Source organism: Haloferax chudinovii (genome assembly GCF_042663345.1).
Taxonomy (GTDB): Archaea; Halobacteriota; Halobacteria; order Halobacteriales; family Haloferacaceae; genus Haloferax; species Haloferax chudinovii.
Map to the genome: position 1 here is coordinate 201,577 of NZ_JBHTAB010000002.1, position 17,578 is coordinate 219,154.

The window sequence follows — 17,578 nt, forward strand, 5'->3', positions numbered from 1 at the left end:
CTATGGGTAGATTTTACCCAGCATGCCTGCGGACTTCAACTGGGCCATCGGCGGCGAGGCTGGCGATGGCATCGACTCCACGGGGAAGATTTTCGCTCAGGCACTCTCCCGGGCTGGACGCCACGTGTTCACCTCTAAGGACTTCGCTTCGCGAATCCGGGGCGGATACACCGCGTACAAGGTTCGGACTGCCATCGACCCCGTGCAGAGCGTCGTCGACAGACTCGACGTGCTCATCGCGCTCACACAACGAACAATCGACGAGAACCTCGACGAACTACACGAGGGCTCCGTCATCATCTACGACGGCGACCGCTCCACCATGGCGGACGTCGAAATCCCCGAGGGAATGGTCGGGCTGGACGTCCCCCTCAAGGCGCTCGCCGAGGAGGCGGGCGGCGCAATCATGCGCAACGTCGTCGCGCTCGGCGCGGCGTGCGCCGTCGCGGACTTCCCCATCGAGAACCTCGACAGCGCGCTCCAGAAGCGCTTCGGGGGGAAGGGCGAGGCCATCGTCGAGAACAACAAGAAGGCGGCTCGCGCGGGCCTCGAATACGTCCACGACGAGTACGACCACGAGTTCGACTACGACCTCGAGACGACCGACGAGGACTACGTGCTCATCAACGGCGACCAGGCCATCGGCATGGGCGCCATCGCCGCCGGCTGTCGCTTCTACGCCGGCTACCCCATCACGCCAGCGACGGACGTGATGGAGTATCTCACCGGCCGCATCGAACGCTACGGCGGGCACGTCGTGCAGGCGGAAGACGAGCTCGCGGCCATCAACCTCGCACTCGGTGCGGCACGCGCCGGCGCGCGGTCGATGACCGCCACGTCCGGTCCGGGTATCGACCTGATGACCGAGACGTTCGGTCTCGTCGCCACCTCCGAGACGCCGCTCGTCATCGTCGACGTGATGCGCTCGGGTCCCTCGACGGGGATGCCGACCAAGCAGGAACAGGGCGACCTCAACATGATGCTCTACGGCGGCCACGGCGAGATTCCGCGCTTCGTCGTCGCGCCGACGAGCATCGACGAGTGCTTCTGGAAGACCATCGAGGCGTTCAACTTCGCCGAGAAGTATCAGGTTCCGGTGTACGTCGCCGCCGACCTCGCGATGGCGGTCACGGAACAGACGTTCTCTCCCGAGACGTTCGACATGGACGAGGTCGAAATCGACCGCGGTAAGGTCGTCGACGACGACTCCATCGACGAGTGGCTCGACGAGGAAGGTCGCTTCCAGCCGCACGCGCTCACCGACGACGGCGTCAGCCCGCGCGCGTTCCCCGGCACGGAACAGGGCGCGCACATGTCGACGGGCCTCGAACACGACGAGCTCGGTCGGCGGACCGAAGACCGGTCGATGCGCGTCGACCAGGTCGACAAGCGCGACCGGAAGGTCGAGACCGCAACGGAGACCGAGGACTTCTCGCCGCGCGAGTTCGGCGACGCCGACTCCGACACGCTCATCCTCTCGTGGGGCTCCAACGAGGGCGCGCTCGTCGAGGCGCTGGACCTCCTCGAAGAAGACGGCATCGACGTGCGGTTCCTGTCGGTCCCGTACATGTTCCCGCGACCGGACCTCACCGAGGAAATCGAGGCGGCAGACGAGGTCATCGTCGTCGAGTGTAACGCGACGGGGCAGTTCGCCAACGTCGTCGAGCACGACACATTGACCCGTGTCAAGCGCGTTAACAAATACGACGGCGTCCGCTTCAAGGCGGACGAACTCGCAGACGAAATCAAAGCCACCCTCGACACAGAGGAGGTCTCAGCATGAGCTCAAACGTCCGCTTCACCGACTTCAAGTCAGACAAACAACCGACCTGGTGTCCCGGCTGTGGGGACTTCGGGACGATGAACGGCATCATGAAAGCCCTCGCCAACTCCGGCACCGACCCCGACAACACGTTCATGGTCGCCGGTATCGGCTGTTCCGGGAAAATCGGGACGTACATGCACTCGTACGCCATCCACGGCGTCCACGGGCGCTCGCTCCCGGTCGCCGCCGGCGTCAAGTTGGCGAACCCCGACCTGACCGTCGTCGCCGCCGGCGGCGACGGTGACGGCTACTCCATCGGCGCGGGCCACTTCATCCACGCCGTCCGCCGCAACGTGGACATGGCCTACACCGTCATGGACAACCGCATCTACGGCCTCACGAAGGGGCAGGCCTCGCCGACCTCGCGCGAGGACTTCGAGACCTCGACGACCCCCGAAGGGCCGAAACAGCCCCCGGTCAACCCGCTCGCGCTGGCGCTGGCCGCCGGCGGCACGTTCATCGCGCAGTCGTTCGCGACGGACCACAAGCGCCACGCGGAAATCGTCCAGGAGGCCATCGAACACGACGGCTTCGGCTTCGTGAACGTGTTCAGTCCCTGTGTCACGTTCAACGACGTCGACACCTACGACTACTTCCGCGACAACCTCGTCGACCTCGCGGACACCGACCACGACCCGACCGACTACGACGCGGCCAAAGAGAAGATTCTCGACTCGTCGAAGGAGTACGAGGGCATCATCTACAAGGACGAAAGCTCCGTCTCCTACGAGGAGAAGTTCGGCGTCGACCAGGACATGTCGGACATCCCGTCGGGCGCGCCCGACGACGCGATGGACCTCGTCCGCGAGTTCTACTAACGCCGACCTCGCCGAAGACGCCGCTCCGACCGCTCACCGACCTTCGACCGTTCTTTCGACTGTCCCCGGATGCTCGACAGCGCTCGCGAGCGCCGCGACCGCCTCGGTCTCGTCCACGTCGGCCCCGTGGACCGCGAGGACGACCACCACGTCGCCGTCGTGTTCGACCGTCGCGAGGTGGAGTCGCACCTCGGCCGTCCCGCCCTCATAGGCGACTGTCTCTCCGTCGACGGCGGTCTCGCCGGCTTCGACCTCGACCGTCCCCGCGTAGGTGACGAGTTCCGTCTCCGACCCGAGCATCGTGACGGTCCGCGCGCTGACCTCGCGGACGCCGTTGACCTCGGGGACGTTTCCGAGCGCCTGCGCGTCGGCCAGCAAGTCGAGACCGGCCGCGACGAGTTCGCGGTTGCCGAGGTTCGAAAGCGGGTTGACCGACTGGCCGGCGACCTCGGCGTTCGGCGACGAGACGACCACGAGCGCCGTGATGTCGTCGTCGTCGGTCGTCTTCGAGTACCCGGACACCCAGACCTCCGCGCCGACGGAGCGAGCGGCGGGGCCGACGCCCACGTCGTACGAAAGCGGGACGGCGGTGCTGTTGCCGTGGACGTAGCCGTGAGCCTCGTAGGCCGACGCGGGAATCGTCGCGGGCTGGGCCGCGAACGTGGTCGAACCGCCGACCCCGCCGAGGCAACCGGCGAGGGTGACGACGATCGCGAGTGCGAGGGCTGTGCGTGGTTGAGGCATGCGACCTAGAGGCGCGCAGAGAGTATGACAGTCTCGCCGCCGCGAAAAAGCGCCGAGCGACCGACCGAGTCGGTCCGAGCGGGACCAAGCGGGTCCGGGTGACCGAGGTGACCGAACCGCCGCTGGGTCTCCCGCCGACCCGCCCGTTACTCCACCGTCTCGATGTTGAGCCGGTAGCGCGTCCCACAATCGAGACACCGCGCGTCGTCTGACTCGATGAGCTCCGTCACCAACACCTCGCCGAACTCGCAGTTCGGACACTCGTAGACGAGCGAGTCACCCGCGATGCGGTGTGCGAACGCGTTCGTGTTCTCTTCTGTCAACGGCTCTGATGCGGACGACATTCTTGACCACCGTACATATATGCTATCACATGACACATAAACTATCCGCCGCCGAGCGTCGGTTGACGTCGAGTGACGAACATCCGAGCCCCCGTGTGACACACTCTCAGGCCGTGAAAGCCGGAAATTCGTCCGCCCTTTCGGAACGCCTTTTCAACTCGCGGCCCACCACTCACCCATGACGGAGAACCCTACCTCAGTAGACGACACACCGCGAGCGAACGGGATGCCGATGCTCGGGCTCGGAACGTGGCAGAACACGAACGCCGACGAGTGTCGCAACGCGGTCCAGACGGCGCTTGAGATGGGCTACCGCCACATCGACACCGCCCAAGCGTACGGAAATGAGGCGGAGGTCGGCGAGGGCATCGCCGCCGCCGACGTCGACCGCGACGAGGTGTTCCTCGCGACGAAGGTGTGGATCGACGAACTGTCCCCCGACGACGTCATCGAGAGCACCGAAGCGAGCCTCGAAAAGCTCGGCGTCGACTACGTCGACCTCCTGTACGTCCACTGGCCGTCCCGCGAGTACGACGCCGAAGAGACCCTCGCGGCCTTCGACGAACTCGTCGACCGGGGACTGACCGAGCGCGTCGGCATCTCCAACTTCGAACCCGAACAGGTCCGCGAGGCCGTCGAACTGTCCGACTCCGGCGTCTTCGCCAACCAAATCGAGATGCACCCGCTTCTCCAACAGGAGAGTCTCCGCGAGGTCTGCGCCGAGGAGGACATCGAAATCGTCGCGTACTCCCCGCTGGCCCGCGGGGCGGTGTTCGACGTCGACGTGCTGTCCGATATCGCCGAGAAACACGACGCGAGCGAGGCGCAGGTGTCGCTGGCGTGGCTCCGCGAGAAGGGCGTCACCGCGATTCCGAAGGCGACGAGCGAGGGCCACGTCCGCGACAACTGGGAGTCGCTCGCGCTCGAACTCGACGACGAGGACGTGGCCGCCATCGACGCTATCGAGACCGAAGACCGCCGCGTCGACCCCGACTTCGCGCCCTGGTAAGCGGCCGAACTCACGTTTTCCGGTTCGACGCTCGATTCGCAGTTCAGAGCCGCAACGGATTTGTCGAACGAGTCCCGACAGATTTTCATGGAGTTCGACCTCCCCAAGACAGTCGCGTTGCTCGTCGCGCTCGTCGTCGTCGGAACCGCGGCGCTCGTCGGCATGGGCGCGATGGCCACCAGTACGGTCCTGATGATGGTGACCCCCGCGATGCTCGTCTTCGGGGCCGTCTGTCTCGCCATCGGCGTCAAACACGGCGAGTACCGCGCGTCGGACTAGCGATACGAACAAAAAAGCGGAACGGAAGGCCTCAGCTCTCGTTTTCTCGCGGCGTGTCGACCACGTCGTCCAGCGTCTCGTCCGAGACGCTCGCCGAGATGCGGACGCCCACGACGCTCACGACGATGCCAGCGACGATGAAAATCACCAGCCGCTGGACCGGCGTGAGCGCGAGTCGTCCGAGCAGTTCGAGGTGCGCCAACTCCCCCTGCCGTTCGAGGAGGAAGCCGGCGAAGCCGCGGACGACCAGCCCGATGGCGACGACGCCGAACGGGAGGTTCATGTACGACGTCGAGACGCGCTCGCTCCTGATGAGTTCGTCCAAGAGGCGACCCGCGCTCGCGGTCAGCGCGGCGAGCGCCAGCCACGGGACGCTGTGGTAGACGAACAGAAGCGACGGGACGAGCACCTCCTCGGTCCCACCGACGCCGGGCGACCGAATGGCGAGTGCGCCGAGGAACAACCCGACGATGGCCAGCCCCGCGGCGACCGCGTAGGTGACGACCGACACCTGTCCGGAGTAGAGGGCGTCGCGAACCTGGTCCGGGGCGTCCGAGAGGAACTCGTCGATGGCCAGCCCCTTGTAGAGGAGCACCGCGCCCATCAGAGCGGCGAGGCCGGCCAGCGCGACCGCGGGGGTGAACTGGACGAGAAGCAACGGGACGAGCAGTAGCCCGACGCCGAGCGGGACGAGTATCGTCGAGCGAAGCTCCTCGTCGCCGAGGAACTGCTTGAGCAGGTAGTACGTCGACTCGATGTCGTGGGCCTGCCGGACGACCACGCGGTCGACCGCGTCGACCCGGAGCCTGCTCTCGACGACGGGGACGAGCCGCTCGTCTTCCGCGCTGTCGATGACGACGACCGCGGACTCGACGTCGTACCGCTCGACGAGGTCGTCGAGCTGTCGCGCGACGGCGCGGTCGGCCCCGACAGCGCCGTCGCTCGTCCCCGAGACGACCGCGATTTCGGCGTCCTCGCGCTCGTCTCTGAGTTCGCGCGTCGTCCGCAACGCCGCGAGAAGACAGTTGACGCTCGAATCCTCGGGGTCCGCGAGCCCCACGTCCGTCACGAGCGACCTGACCGCTTCCCAGCCGACGACGGGCGTCGAGAGCCCGGTCTTCCGGCCGATATCGTTCGCCCGGTCGACACAGAGGACGAGCGTTGTCACGTGGCAGACGAACGCGGGCGCGGGCTAAAAAGCCTCCCAGTCGTCAGAACCGAAACGAGAAGCCGTCGTCCGCTTCGACCGACGAGGCGAGGCCCGCACCGAAGGCGTACGCCGCCCCCTCGACGCCGCCCCGGAGGCGGTCCGTGAGGCCGACCTCGGGGGTGAACTCCTCGACTGTGACCTCGTCGCGGTCGAGGCGTTCGGCGAGTCGGTCTTCCACGTCGTCGCGGGTACCCAGCGAGTCGACCAGCCCGAGTTCGTGGGCCTCCTCGCCGAGGTAGACGCGGGCTTCCGTGTCGCGGACGACCTCCGGGTCCATATCGCGACCCTCCGCCACGCGCTCGACGAAGTCGTCGTAGTAGTCGTCGATGAGTCCCTGCAGGTACTCGCGTTCGTCTTCGGTCGGCTCCTTGAGGGCCATCCCGGCGTCCTTGTACTTCCCCGCGGCGAACCGCTCGTAAGAGAGTCCGAGTTTGTCGGCCAACTCCGAGGCGTTGACCGACGAGCCGATGACGCCGATAGAGCCGACGACGCTCACGTCGTGGGACCACAGTTCGTCACAGCCGCTTGCGATCCAGTAGCCGCCCGAGGCGCAGGTGTCGGTGGCATAGGCGACCGTCGGCCCGTCGAAGTCGGCGGCGGCCCGGCGGATGTCGTCGCTCGGTAGTACCTCGCCGCCGGGGGTGTTCAGTTTGACGAGGAGCGCGTCGACGCTCTCGTCGGCGGCCGCGGCGTCTATCTGGTCGACGATGTCGTCGGCGGGCGTGCCGCCGCCGCGACCCGGAACCGGGCCACCGCCGCCGTCGCGGGAAATCGGCCCTTCGACGGCGACCTCGGCCACGTCGTAGTCGGGGAACGCCGAGGCGGCGAGCCTGCCGCCGACGCGGAGCGCGGCGACGACCGTTCCGATGACCAAGAAGAGCCCCGCGAGGTCGGCGAGCGTGTCGGGGACGCTGTAGAACAGGACCCAGCCGACCGCCGCCGCGACGACGGCGAGGACGACCACGATAGCCAGCCGGGAGACGCGCGTGAAGCTGTCGGTCACGGTGAATCACTCATGGCTGTCGCTCGGGCTTCGAACGGGATAAAAATGACACGTCGCAAGCGCGACGAAGAGAGAGAAAGTGACCGGAGTTTAGAGCAGACCGGACTTCTGGAGCTTCATCAGGTCCTCGGTCTCGAGGGTCTCGCCTTCCTTGAACTTCTGGTAGATTTCCTCGGCCTCGGCCTTGGCGGCCTCGCGCTCCTCGGCGCGGGAGTCCTTGCGCTGGCGCTCTTCCTTCTTGTCCAGCTCGCGGAGGCGCTTCTGGACGCGGACGAAGTCCTCGTGGTGACGGTCGGCCGCTTCCTGGGCTTCGACGAAGAGCTCGTGCATCTCGTCGGCCTTGTCGCGGATGTCGTCGGCCTCGCGGTAGGCCTCGATCATCTGGTTGTGGTGTTCCTGGGCGTCGTCGGCCAGCTCGGTCACCTTCTGGTGGTGCTGGGACGCCTCGGAGCGGACCTCTTCTGCCTCTTCGATGAGCTCTTCGAGGTCACCGCTCTCTTCGACCTTGTCCTTTTTCTGGCGAAGGTCTTCGCGCTTGTTCTCGATCTTCTCGATGAGCTCGCGCTCGTCTTCGGTCGAGAGGACTTCGGTCTGCTGGCGGAACTCGAGTTGCTCGATCTCCTCTTTGAGCTCGTCGATGTCCTTGCCGTCGTCGAGCTCGAGGTCGCTTTTCATCTCGTCGACCTCGTCGAACAGCTCGTTGGCCTTCGCGTTGAGCTCGTTGCGGCTCTGCTTGTGTTCCTGCACCTGCGAGTTCATCTCGTCGCGCTTCTCGCGGTGCTTCTGGGCTTCGTCGACCTTCTCGCGAGTCTTCGCGTTGAGGTCGTCGCGCTTGGACGCGCGCTCAGAAGCCATCTGGTTCAGTTCATTGCGGCGGTCACGGAGTTGACCGGCGAGTTTGATGAGTTCGCCTTTCGAGCCGCTCTCGAGCTTTTCGTCTGGGAGATCGATGTTTCGTGCCTCGTCGAGTTCCTGCACGTCGAACTCGCTAAGTACTTCCTGCTTCGTTACCATGCGTAATCAATCCTCGATACCATCACCACTCCGTGCGTGGCGGCTGCTCGTGAGAGTGCGACCGGCCGTGGATAAGAATTCCCGATCATTCTGCGTGCGATGCCGCCGGAACGCCGGAGGCGCTCAGGTACATACACGTACAGGCGACCAGTTAATAAATACTTCGGTGGAAATTCGGGTGAAAACAGTTACCACACCGCTCGTATCGACCGTATTCACCATGTTAGTCATTAGCATAGAGATATATAAATGGGGTGTGAATCGTGGGGGCTAAACCCAGTCGGGTCGGATGCCACGCCATGAGAGAGGTCATTCGCGCACGCGGCCACGAACACGTGCGCGCCGAACACGCGAGCACCTTCGAGGTGACGACAGACGACTGGCTCACCCCCGCGGGAGACTGCATTATCGGCGTCGAGGCCGACCGCACGCCCGCCGACTTCGACCCGGCGTTCGTCGAGGCCTGCCAGTCCCCCGAGGCGACTATCGACGTGCACGTCCGCGTGGCCGCGAGCGACGACGCCTACGAGCAGACCGTCCGCGCCCGCGGGCACCCGGACCTCACGTTCGAGGGCGACCGCAGTATCGTCTTCCGCACGAGCGACTACGTGGACGACCGGACGGGCGCGGTCGGCGCGGCCCACGCCGCGGCCGGCTTCGACCGCGACCTCGTCTCGGCGCTCGCCGACGGCGCGGAACTGACCGTCACTCTCGAAGTCGAGTAACCCCGCGACCGCGACGGGCCGACGCGAGCCGACCGACGGCGTGGGCTTTTCACCGCGCGGTCGTAACCTCCGGCCATGCCCGAAGAACCCTCCGAGAACATCAGCGGCGGCGCGAGCGGCGGCGGCCGAGACACGGCGTTCGACCCCACTGACCCCGAGACTGCGACGCGCGCCGAGGTCGTCGTCGACCGGCTCGGCGAGCGCTACTGGCGGAAGGCCTACGGCGGACAGGGCGGCTTCGAGTGTCTCGTCCGAACCATTCTGAGCCAGAACACGAGCGACAAGGCGAGCCAGCCGGCCCACGACGAACTCACGGCGCAGTACGGCGGCGGCGACCTTGCCGAGTCGCTGGCGGCGGCCGACCGCGAGGGCATCGTCGACGCCATCCGCTCCGGCGGGCTCTACAACCAGAAATCGAAGCTCATCCAGGGTGTCGCAGAGGAGGTGCTGGTCGACTTCGGAAGCGAGGCCGACTTCGACCGCTACGTCCGCGAGGACGACCCCGCGACGGTCCGCGACCGCCTCTTGGAGATGAAGGGCGTCGGCCCGAAGACCGCCGACTGCGTCCTCCTCTTCGCGGGTGGCCGCGGCGGCGTATTCCCCGTCGACACCCACGTCCACCGCATCGCTCGGCGAATCGGACTCGCGCCCGCCGACGCCGACCACGAAGGGGTCCGCGCGGCGCTCGAACGCGATATCCCCGACGAGAAATGTGGCTTCGGCCACACCGCGATGATTCAGTTCGGCCGCGAGTTCTGCAAGGCCCGCAAGCCTGCTTGTCTTGATGGACCAGAAGCGTGCCCGATGGCCGACGTGTGCGATATGGTCGGAGTAACCGACAACTCAGGTCAAGAGACATAGCGTCGATTGCCGAGAGATATCGATGCAGGTCGAACAGCTACGAGAGGAGGTATGACAGAGAAAACGATATGTAAGACGGATAGAATTATTCGGCATGGAGTCGACAGACCGACTGATCGGTCTTGGAACTAAATCCGTCGCAGTCGGGGCATTCATAATTGGCTACGTTCAGTGGGCACCGAGTAGAATTGCGGAACTGCTGAACTCTCCAACGTATATCGGCTATCTGATATCGCTTCAATTCGGTCTCTTAGTCGTCATCGTGTTCTCGATTTTGTACATCATCTCTCATCTGAACGAGGTTCAAAAAGAGATCGAGGACAACATCGACCAGAGCGTGAATTATTATATATCCAACTTGGATTCAATTAATGACGAATTCTTAGAGACGTTCCAAGAGGGAGACGACGACGACCGAGACGAACAAGCCGAAGAGATAGCCACAGACGGTGGCTCTCAACCACTCGACAGTCACGTACAGAAATCGAACAGTGATTCGGCGGTCGGTCAGCAAAACACGGCCGATGACGAAGAAGGACCCCGAGTGGAGACGGAATCCGTGAGCCGTCTCACGACCACGGGGCGAGGGATGTTAGTCGGAATCGTCGTCGGAATCCCTCTTGGGTTGTTGTCTTCTCTCGATGCAACGGTGATCGGCGGGGTACTCGGTGCGCTAGCCGGAAACGAAATCGAATATCAGGCGATTAGACGGCAGGCGCACCAGCGGGAACCGGATACCGATTACCGCACGTCCAGTGAAATCTCAAAAGACGAAGTATTTGACATACTGAAAAGCTCGAGGCGGCGTTCAACCATACGGATGGTATCTCAGTCGGGGTCTCCACTGACCATCGAAGAGATTGCCGAGCGAATCGCCGCTCAAGAGAACGATAAAGCGCGGTCTCAACTGACGTCTGATGAGCGCAAAAGAGTGTACATCGCCCTCTATCAAACGCATCTGAAGAAGTTGTCCGAGAAGGGTGTAATCGAGTTCGATGAAGCGAACGGAACCGTGCGTCGCGGGGAGCTATTTGACGCGTATCTTCGTTCGCTTCGCGAATATATCCCTGAAAACGGCGGAGGACAACGGGAACTGGACAACCGTTTCCACATCCTACAGAACGCGCGGCGTAGAATGGTCATCGATATCCTCGAAGACGTTGATTCTCCGGTGTCTATCGGCGACCTCGCCGAGCGAATCGCATCCAACGAGACCGATAAAGCGATTGGACAGCTCACCTCGTCGGAGCGAAAGAGGGTCTATACGGCCCTGTATCAGGCTCACCTCCCGAAGTTAGACGACGCGAACGTAATCGATTTCGACAAGCACCGCGGGAAAGTGAGCCCGGGAGATAGCTTTGCGGACTATCTCAGAACGAGTGCAGGACGGACATCGCCAAGGAGGCGATGGTTGAATACGAATCTGGGGATGCTCACAGAACCGATATATTATCTCCTCATCGGTATCACTGCTATCGTCATCCTCCTCGGAAACGTCGGCGAGCTAGCGCTGATTTCCAACATCAGTTCGAACGTCTGGTTCGCAATCTATACCGCACTGGTGTTCGTTCCGATCATTTATCGATTCACACGGAGTCCCTGACTGTCTCGGAGTCAAGCCCCGACACTCTGCCTTGCTTGCTGTAGAATTCCCACAGGGTGACTGTTTGAGTTTTCATCGCAGTTCTGTCACCAAACGCAGACGACTGACTAACAGGCCGTCGCGTCGAGTCCGCTCACCGGCGAGCCGTCGTCTTCGTAGCTCGATTCGATGCCAGAGTCGGCGAACATCGGGAGGCGCATCGAGTAGTCGTAGACGACGCTGAACCGCGAGAAGGGGTTCGAAAGGAACGCCGCGGCGGGGCCGACGCCGTCGAACGCGACGCCCGCCCGGAGTTGGACGATGGAGTCGTTGCCGATGGAGCCGCTGGCTTCCATCCCGAAACCGCCCTCGCCGCCGAGGTTCTCGAACACAGAAAGGAAGACCGCGAGGTCGATACCCGCGCCCTCGCCGCCGATGTCGAACTGGTGGCCTTCGCCGGAGAAACACGGCGAAGTCGCGGCGGTCGCGGCGGCGACCGGGGCGGTCGCGACAGTGAGAATCACGGCGAGTGTCAGGGACGCGCGAGTCGCGGCGTGCATACCGTCGCCTCCGGCGCGCTGGTAATTAAGGGTACGCCGCGATTCTCAGGCGTGATACCGTATCTCGAAACGAGGCGATGGACGCGCGCGTCGCGTCGTAGCCCGGTCCCGGTGTTACTCCTCGCCGTCGAGCTGTCTGATGAGTTCGTCGAGGACGGCGTCCGCGCTGGCGAGGTTGGTCGCCAGCGGCGTCTGGTGGACGTCGCAGATGCGGAGCAGGGCGGTGATGTCCGGTTCGTGGGGCTGGGCGGTCAGCGGGTCGCGGAGGAAGATGACGCCGTCGCAGGTCTCGCTGGCTATCTCCGCGCCGATCTGCATGTCGCCGCCGAGCGGCCCGGACTGCTTGCGCTCGATATCGAGGCCCGTGGCGTCGATGAGTCGCTGGCCGGTCGTGCCCGTCGCCATGAGTTCGAAGCGTTCGAGGTCGGCTTTTCGCTCTTCGGCGAACGAGATGAGGTCCGGCTTCTTCTCGTCGTGCGCGATAAGTGCGAGACGCATGGCAACCACTCGTTCGAGAGTACTGATTAATCTTCGCCCGGAAGCCGTCCGTGAGAAACCGTCGCGCGGCGGGCGATTGACGCGTCGATGCGGGTCACCGTGGTCGCGAGTCGTTACCTGAATTGAGGCGCTAAGGCCCCTTCCTCAACGAGCGAGCGGAGCGAGCGAGTAGGGAGGGGATACAGCGCCGCACGAGTAGCAAACACGTTCGACGCTCGGCCCACAGGCCCACCGCCATCTTTATTTGAAGCGGAACGTCTCGAGGTTCTTCGGCGCGAACGTCCGCATGTTGTAGTCGTGGTAGAGCGCCGACGAGAGGTCCTGCACGGACCGCTCGTCACCGTGGACGCACAGCACCTTCTCCGGGCGCGGGTTCATCGTCTTGACGAAGTTTTCGAGGCCCTGCCGGTCGGCGTGGCCGGAGAAGCCGTCGACCGTCTCGACGTCCATCTCGAGCTTCAGCGTGTCCGACCGGCCCATGCCGTCGCGGCCGTTGACCGGAATCTCGTCCCAGCCGTTCTGGATGCGGCGGCCGAGGGTCCCCTGCGCCTGGTAGCCGACGAAGACCAGCCGGGACTTCGGGTCGGGGCCGACGTGGCGGAGCCACGACATGATGGGACCGCCGGTGACCATCCCGGAGGTCGAGAGGATGATGGCCTGCTCGCCGTCGGCGACGTCCTGTCGCTCTTCTTCGCCGCCGTCGATGTGGTTGAACTCCTCGGCGAGGAACGGGTTTTCGTCCTCGTGGAAGATGCGGTCGCGGAGGTCGTCGCGGAGGTACTCGGGGTACGTCGTGTGGATGGCCGTCGCCTCCCAGATCATCCCGTCGAGGTGGACGGGCATCTCCGGAATCTTGCCCGAGCGCATCGCCTCTTCGAGGACGAGCATAATCTCTTGGGAGCGACCGACGGCGAACGCCGGGATGACGACCTTGCCGCCGCGGTCGTACGTCTCGTTGATGACCTCGATGAGGCGCTTTTCGGAGTCCTGCTGGTCGGTCTGGTAGTCGTTACGGCCGCCGTAGGTCGATTCGAGGACGAGCGTCTCCACGCGCGGGAAGTCGTTGACCGCGCCGTTGAACAGGCGGGTGTCCTCGTAGTGGATGTCGCCGGAGAACGCGACGTTGTAGAGGCCGTCGCCGATGTGGAAGTGCGAGACTGCGGAGCCGAGGATGTGACCCGCGTTGTGGAACGTGAGCTTCACGTCGGGGGCGATGTCGGTCACATCGCCGTACTCTAGCGGGATGGTGTGCTTGATTGCCTCGCGGACCATCTCGGACTCGTACGGCGGAGTGCGACCCTCCTTCGAGGCGACGTCGAGGTAGTCGAGCGTGAGCAGACCCATGAGGTCGCGGGTCGGCTCGGTCGTGTAGATGGGGCCGTCGTAGCCGTACTTGAACAGAAGCGGGATGAGCGCCGAGTGGTCGAGGTGAGCGTGGGTGAGAACGACCGCGTCGAGCGAGTTCGCGCCCGACCCGAGCGCCTCGGGGACCTGCAGATACGGTACGTCGTCGGAGCCGGGCTTGTCGCCGCAGTCGACGAGGATGCGGGTCTCGGGCGTCGAGACGATAAACGAGGCGCGGCCGACCTCGCGGCAACAACCGAGGGTCGTGATGCGGACCCACTCGTCGTCCGAGAGCTGTTCGCGGTGAATCTGCCGGCCGGTCCGTTCGAGGATGCGGCGGCGGTCCTCGCGTTCCTGTTTGAGGAAGTTGCGGACGTTCGAGACCGTCGAGGACTCGATGGGCGGGGTGCGGACGACTTCGGGCGTCCAGCCGACTTTCTGCGTGATTTCGCGGAGCGTCGACCCGTGACGGCCGATGACCATGCCCGGTTTCTCGGCCTCGATGACGACTTCGCCGGTGTCGATGTGGAAGTCGAGGTCGGTGACGCCGGCCTCCTCGGGGATGACGCTCAAAATCTTGGGTTCGGCCTCACGGGGGTCCGACAGCACGTCCGGGTCCGGGCGAACCGTGATTCGCTTTCGGAGCTTACTCGCGAGTTTCCGGATGAGGTCGCCGTTCTGAGCGAACTTCTTCGGGTCGCGCGTGTAGACGACGAGTTCGGGACCCTCGTACTTGACGTCGGAAACCGAGATGTCGCGGGGGAGTTCGTTCGTAATCTCTGCCTTCAGATTCTCGAGTTGTTTATCTACGGAGCTCATAGTTACGAGCGACCCGTCCGGTCCTGCGCCGGCAGGTCTCGGGAACCCCTACCTCAGGAACGTCGACGCGAGCCGGTCCACGTGTACGAGTGCCAGTCTCGGCCGACTGCGGAGAGAGCATAGTGAACTGAATACGGTTGTATCTCGACTGCGGGAAGAGGCAGGGAAAACCCGCTTACTCGACAGTACCATGTCGCCAGTATAAAACCCTTCGCAAAGCCGAAGCGTCTCGGGGCCGTTCGACGACCATGGACCTCACACCGGCGGCCGTCTCGGCGGAACACGACTGGGTTCGAGAGCGCGCCGACGTGGTCGTCCCGCTCATCAACGAGACGCGACGGCGGCTCGGCGAGCAGTTCGACACCCGCGTCGGCGACGTCGACGACGCGGCCTACCGCGAGGCGGTCGACGCGGTGTTCGCCGACGGCGAGGTCGGCGTCAACGTCGCGGCCTACGTCCGCATCCTCAAGCAGTTAGACGTACAGGACGACTATCCGGGGTTCGTCGTCGACGAGGTGCTCGGCCGCGAACTCGCGGCGACCATCGCCGGCGGCGAGCCGCTCCGACTCCTCGCGCAGGCGACGTTCCACTTCGCGGACGTGGCCGTCCACACCGACGGCCCCGCCGGGCGCGACGACCTCGACGCCGCGCTCGCCGCGGGCTTTCAAACGCGCCTGCCGGGGTGGTCGTGGCGCGACGGCGACTCGCCGTTCGACAGCCGGCGCTGACGGGGGTATCGCCGAAAAAGCGACGTTCGGGCCGCTTACCACTCGGTTCGGAGGGTTTCCGACGGCCGCTCGGACTCGGATTCTCCCTCCGTGTCGAGTTCGCGGAGCCGTCCCCGGAACGCGCCGACGCACTCCTCGCACGCGGTCACGTGCGCGAGCACGCCGTTTTCGTACTCGGCCATGACCGCTCGCGGGATTCGCCGCGTCACCCGCTCCGGCCCCATCCGCCCGACGCCGCGCACGCCGAGGTCGCCTAATCCCGTCAGCCGCTCGCCGCGCGTCGCCGTCCACTCCGCGTACGACGCGAGCCGGTCGCGGGCGCGGCGCTCGCGCGGGCTCAGCTCCCCGCTGAGGTCCACGAACCGGTCCCACGTTTCGACCGTGTACTCCGAGACGAGGCCGCGCTCAACGGCGTCGTCCAGTCGCTCGATGACCGGTTTGAACTCCGCGCGCCGCCCGCTCGGTACCCACAGTTCGATTCGGACCGTCTCCTCCCGAGGAGTCGGCCGCTCGCCGCTCACAATTGTGTCCATTGTTAGCACGCCAACCACCATGTTCTGGTAGGACTGCCGGCGGTATGTATCTATGTGTCCGCCGGAACCGCCGACCGTCGCCGGCGAGAGACGGTCCGCGCGGCGGGGCGACGCGCCGGCACCTTCGGGGCGTTTAAGGGTTCGCTACGGCTACCGATGGGCAATGAGCGACGAGCAGGAACTCGGTATCACCGAGTCGAAGCAGTACAACACCGGCGAGTGGTACGCCGAGGTCGTCCAGAAGGCGGGCCTCGCGAACTACGGCCCGGAGGGCATGAGCGGCTTCATCGTGACCCGCCCGCGCGGCTACGCGCTGTGGGAATCCATCCAGAACTACCTCGACGGCGAGTTCAAAAAGACGGGCGTCCAGAACGCGTACTTCCCGCTGTTTATCCCCGAGAGCTATCTCGAACGCGAGAAGGACATCGTCGAGGGTTTCGACCCCGAGGTCGCGTGGGTCACCCACGGCGGCCACGAGGAACTCGAAGAACGCCTCGCCGTCCGACCGACCTCCGAGTCCATCATCGCGCCCTACATGGCCCAGTGGGTTCGTAGCCACCGCGACCTCCCGCTCCGCGTGAACCAGTGGGCCTCCGTCGTGCGCTGGGAGGCCACGGAGACGAAGCCGTTCTTCCGTACCAAGGAGTTCCTCTGGCAGGAGGGCCACACGGCCCACGAGACCCGCGACGGCGCGTGGGACGAGACGATGACTCGTCTCTCGCAGTACCAGTCGCTCTACGAGGACGTGCTCGCAATCCCCGTGCTCCGCGGCGCGAAGCCGGAGCACGACAAGTTCCCCGGCGCGGACACGACGACGGCCGTCGAGGCGCTCATGCCCGACGGCAAGTCCGTGCAGGCCGGCACCTCCCACTACCTCGGCACCTCCTTCGCCGAGGCGTTCGACCTCACCTACACGACCGAAGGCGAGGACGAAGAGCCCGCCCACACGACTTCGTGGGGACTCTCGTGGCGCTCGCTCGGCGCGCTCATCATGACGCACTCGGACGACCAGGGCCTCGTCCTGCCGCCGACCATCGCGCCCGAGCAGGTCGTCATCGTCCCCATCTGGCAGGCCGACACGCAGGAGAAGGTCCTCGACTACGCCGAGGACATCGCCGAGGACCTCGAAGCCGCCGGCGTCCGCGTCGAACTCGACGCCCGCGACGAGCGCAACCCCGGCTTCAAGTTCAACGAGTGGGAGCTCAAGGGCGTTCCCGTCCGCTTCGAAATCGGTCCGAACGAGGTCGACGACGGCGTCGTCACCGCCGTCCACCGCCCCGACGGTGAATCGGTCGAACTCGACCGCGAGAACATCGCCGAGGCCGTCGAAGAACAGTTCGACGAGGTGTACGCGAAGCTCTACGCCGCCGCGGAGGAGAACCTCGAAGCGAACGTCCGCGAGGCGTCCGCCCGCAACGAGATTCTCGGCACTATCGGCCAACACGGCGGCTACGTGAAAGCGCCGTGGTGCGGTGACGAGGACTGCGAGGACGAGATTAAAGACCAAATCGCCGCCGAAATCGTCATGGTGCCCCTGAACGACGAGGACGCGGAGATTCACGACGGCGAGGACTGTGCGGTCTGCGGCGACGACGCTGAGGAGACCGCGTACTTCGCGAAGTCCTACTGAGCCGGCCGCCGCGCCGTTCTACACGATTGTTCATATTTTTCGTCGTGCGTCG

At 64.7% G+C, this 17,578-nt stretch carries 18 protein-coding genes; 9 read left to right on the forward strand and 9 right to left on the reverse strand.

Annotation, left to right across the window (positions count from 1 at the left end; all coding sequences use genetic code 11):
- The first annotated feature begins 22 nt into the window (after positions 1 to 22).
- Entirely contained in the window at positions 23 to 1,783 is a 1,761-nt protein-coding gene (locus ACFQI8_RS05230) for a 2-oxoacid:acceptor oxidoreductase subunit alpha (RefSeq protein ID WP_390243220.1), read from the forward strand.
- The gene (locus ACFQI8_RS05235) at positions 1,780 to 2,643 is read left to right on the forward strand and encodes a 2-oxoacid:ferredoxin oxidoreductase subunit beta (protein ID WP_390243221.1); all 864 of its coding nucleotides are present in this window, start codon (positions 1,780 to 1,782) and stop codon (positions 2,641 to 2,643) included. Before ACFQI8_RS05230 ends, ACFQI8_RS05235 begins: the two co-directional genes overlap by 4 nt.
- A gap of 33 nt (positions 2,644 to 2,676) precedes the next feature.
- On the opposite strand, the gene ACFQI8_RS05240 is transcribed toward ACFQI8_RS05235, so the two are convergent.
- A complete protein-coding gene (locus ACFQI8_RS05240) occupies positions 2,677 to 3,387 on the reverse strand; it encodes a DUF6517 family protein (protein WP_390243222.1) in 711 nt (236 codons plus the stop codon).
- 146 nt (positions 3,388 to 3,533) lie between these two features.
- Entirely contained in the window at positions 3,534 to 3,731 is a 198-nt protein-coding gene (locus ACFQI8_RS05245; RefSeq protein WP_042663541.1) for a hypothetical protein, read from the reverse strand.
- Positions 3,732 to 3,957: 226 nt separating this feature from the next.
- Here ACFQI8_RS05245 and ACFQI8_RS05250 point away from each other — a divergent pair, with 226 nt between their 5' ends.
- A complete protein-coding gene (locus tag ACFQI8_RS05250; RefSeq protein WP_390243746.1) occupies positions 3,958 to 4,740 on the forward strand; it encodes an aldo/keto reductase in 783 nt (260 codons plus the stop codon).
- An 87-nt stretch (positions 4,741 to 4,827) separates the two neighbouring features.
- Positions 4,828 to 5,019: a DUF7333 family protein gene (locus tag ACFQI8_RS05255; RefSeq protein ID WP_390243223.1), complete on the forward strand. Its 192-nt coding sequence runs from the start codon at positions 4,828 to 4,830 to the stop codon at positions 5,017 to 5,019.
- 31 nt (positions 5,020 to 5,050) lie between these two features.
- Here the strand turns inward: ACFQI8_RS05255 and ACFQI8_RS05260 are convergent, their stop codons facing one another.
- The 3 genes from ACFQI8_RS05260 to ACFQI8_RS05270 all read right to left on the reverse strand — a co-directional run bounded on the left by ACFQI8_RS05260 (position 5,051) and on the right by ACFQI8_RS05270 (position 8,246).
- Complete coding sequence (locus ACFQI8_RS05260) at positions 5,051 to 6,187, reverse strand: DUF373 family protein (protein ID WP_390243224.1); 1,137 nt, start codon at positions 6,185 to 6,187, stop codon at positions 5,051 to 5,053.
- Between the two features lie 43 nt (positions 6,188 to 6,230).
- Positions 6,231 to 7,232 (reverse strand): signal peptide peptidase SppA, encoded by a 1,002-nt coding sequence (gene sppA, locus ACFQI8_RS05265; RefSeq protein ID WP_390243226.1) that lies wholly within the window; start codon positions 7,230 to 7,232, stop codon positions 6,231 to 6,233.
- A 90-nt stretch (positions 7,233 to 7,322) separates the two neighbouring features.
- Entirely contained in the window at positions 7,323 to 8,246 is a 924-nt protein-coding gene (locus ACFQI8_RS05270) for a coiled-coil protein (protein WP_390243228.1), read from the reverse strand.
- Between the two features lie 299 nt (positions 8,247 to 8,545).
- Here ACFQI8_RS05270 and ACFQI8_RS05275 point away from each other — a divergent pair, with 299 nt between their 5' ends.
- From ACFQI8_RS05275 to ACFQI8_RS05285, 3 genes are all read left to right on the forward strand, one after another.
- On the forward strand, positions 8,546 to 8,971 hold the full coding sequence (locus ACFQI8_RS05275; protein ID WP_390243229.1) for a DUF371 domain-containing protein: 426 nt from the start codon (positions 8,546 to 8,548) through the stop codon (positions 8,969 to 8,971).
- 75 nt (positions 8,972 to 9,046) lie between these two features.
- Complete coding sequence (locus ACFQI8_RS05280) at positions 9,047 to 9,832, forward strand: endonuclease III domain-containing protein (protein ID WP_390243230.1); 786 nt, start codon at positions 9,047 to 9,049, stop codon at positions 9,830 to 9,832.
- A 94-nt stretch (positions 9,833 to 9,926) separates the two neighbouring features.
- Positions 9,927 to 11,435, forward strand: coding sequence for a DUF7344 domain-containing protein (locus ACFQI8_RS05285; RefSeq protein WP_390243231.1), 1,509 nt, complete (start codon positions 9,927 to 9,929; stop codon positions 11,433 to 11,435).
- Between the two features lie 107 nt (positions 11,436 to 11,542).
- On the opposite strand, the gene ACFQI8_RS05290 is transcribed toward ACFQI8_RS05285, so the two are convergent.
- From ACFQI8_RS05290 to ACFQI8_RS05300, 3 genes are all read right to left on the reverse strand, one after another.
- A complete protein-coding gene (locus ACFQI8_RS05290; RefSeq protein ID WP_390243232.1) occupies positions 11,543 to 11,974 on the reverse strand; it encodes a DUF7332 family protein in 432 nt (143 codons plus the stop codon).
- Between the two features lie 114 nt (positions 11,975 to 12,088).
- Positions 12,089 to 12,472, reverse strand: coding sequence for a methylglyoxal synthase (locus ACFQI8_RS05295; protein WP_390243233.1), 384 nt, complete (start codon positions 12,470 to 12,472; stop codon positions 12,089 to 12,091).
- Between the two features lie 240 nt (positions 12,473 to 12,712).
- Positions 12,713 to 14,635: a beta-CASP ribonuclease aCPSF1 gene (locus ACFQI8_RS05300; RefSeq protein WP_390243235.1), complete on the reverse strand. Its 1,923-nt coding sequence runs from the start codon at positions 14,633 to 14,635 to the stop codon at positions 12,713 to 12,715.
- A gap of 248 nt (positions 14,636 to 14,883) precedes the next feature.
- Here ACFQI8_RS05300 and ACFQI8_RS05305 point away from each other — a divergent pair, with 248 nt between their 5' ends.
- On the forward strand, positions 14,884 to 15,363 hold the full coding sequence (locus ACFQI8_RS05305) for a hypothetical protein (RefSeq protein ID WP_390243236.1): 480 nt from the start codon (positions 14,884 to 14,886) through the stop codon (positions 15,361 to 15,363).
- 35 nt (positions 15,364 to 15,398) lie between these two features.
- Here the strand turns inward: ACFQI8_RS05305 and ACFQI8_RS05310 are convergent, their stop codons facing one another.
- A complete protein-coding gene (locus ACFQI8_RS05310) occupies positions 15,399 to 15,896 on the reverse strand; it encodes an HTH domain-containing protein (protein ID WP_390243237.1) in 498 nt (165 codons plus the stop codon).
- 163 nt (positions 15,897 to 16,059) lie between these two features.
- Here ACFQI8_RS05310 and proS point away from each other — a divergent pair, with 163 nt between their 5' ends.
- Positions 16,060 to 17,526: a proline--tRNA ligase gene (gene proS, locus ACFQI8_RS05315; RefSeq protein WP_390243238.1), complete on the forward strand. Its 1,467-nt coding sequence runs from the start codon at positions 16,060 to 16,062 to the stop codon at positions 17,524 to 17,526.
- Positions 17,527 to 17,578: the final 52 nt, after the last annotated feature.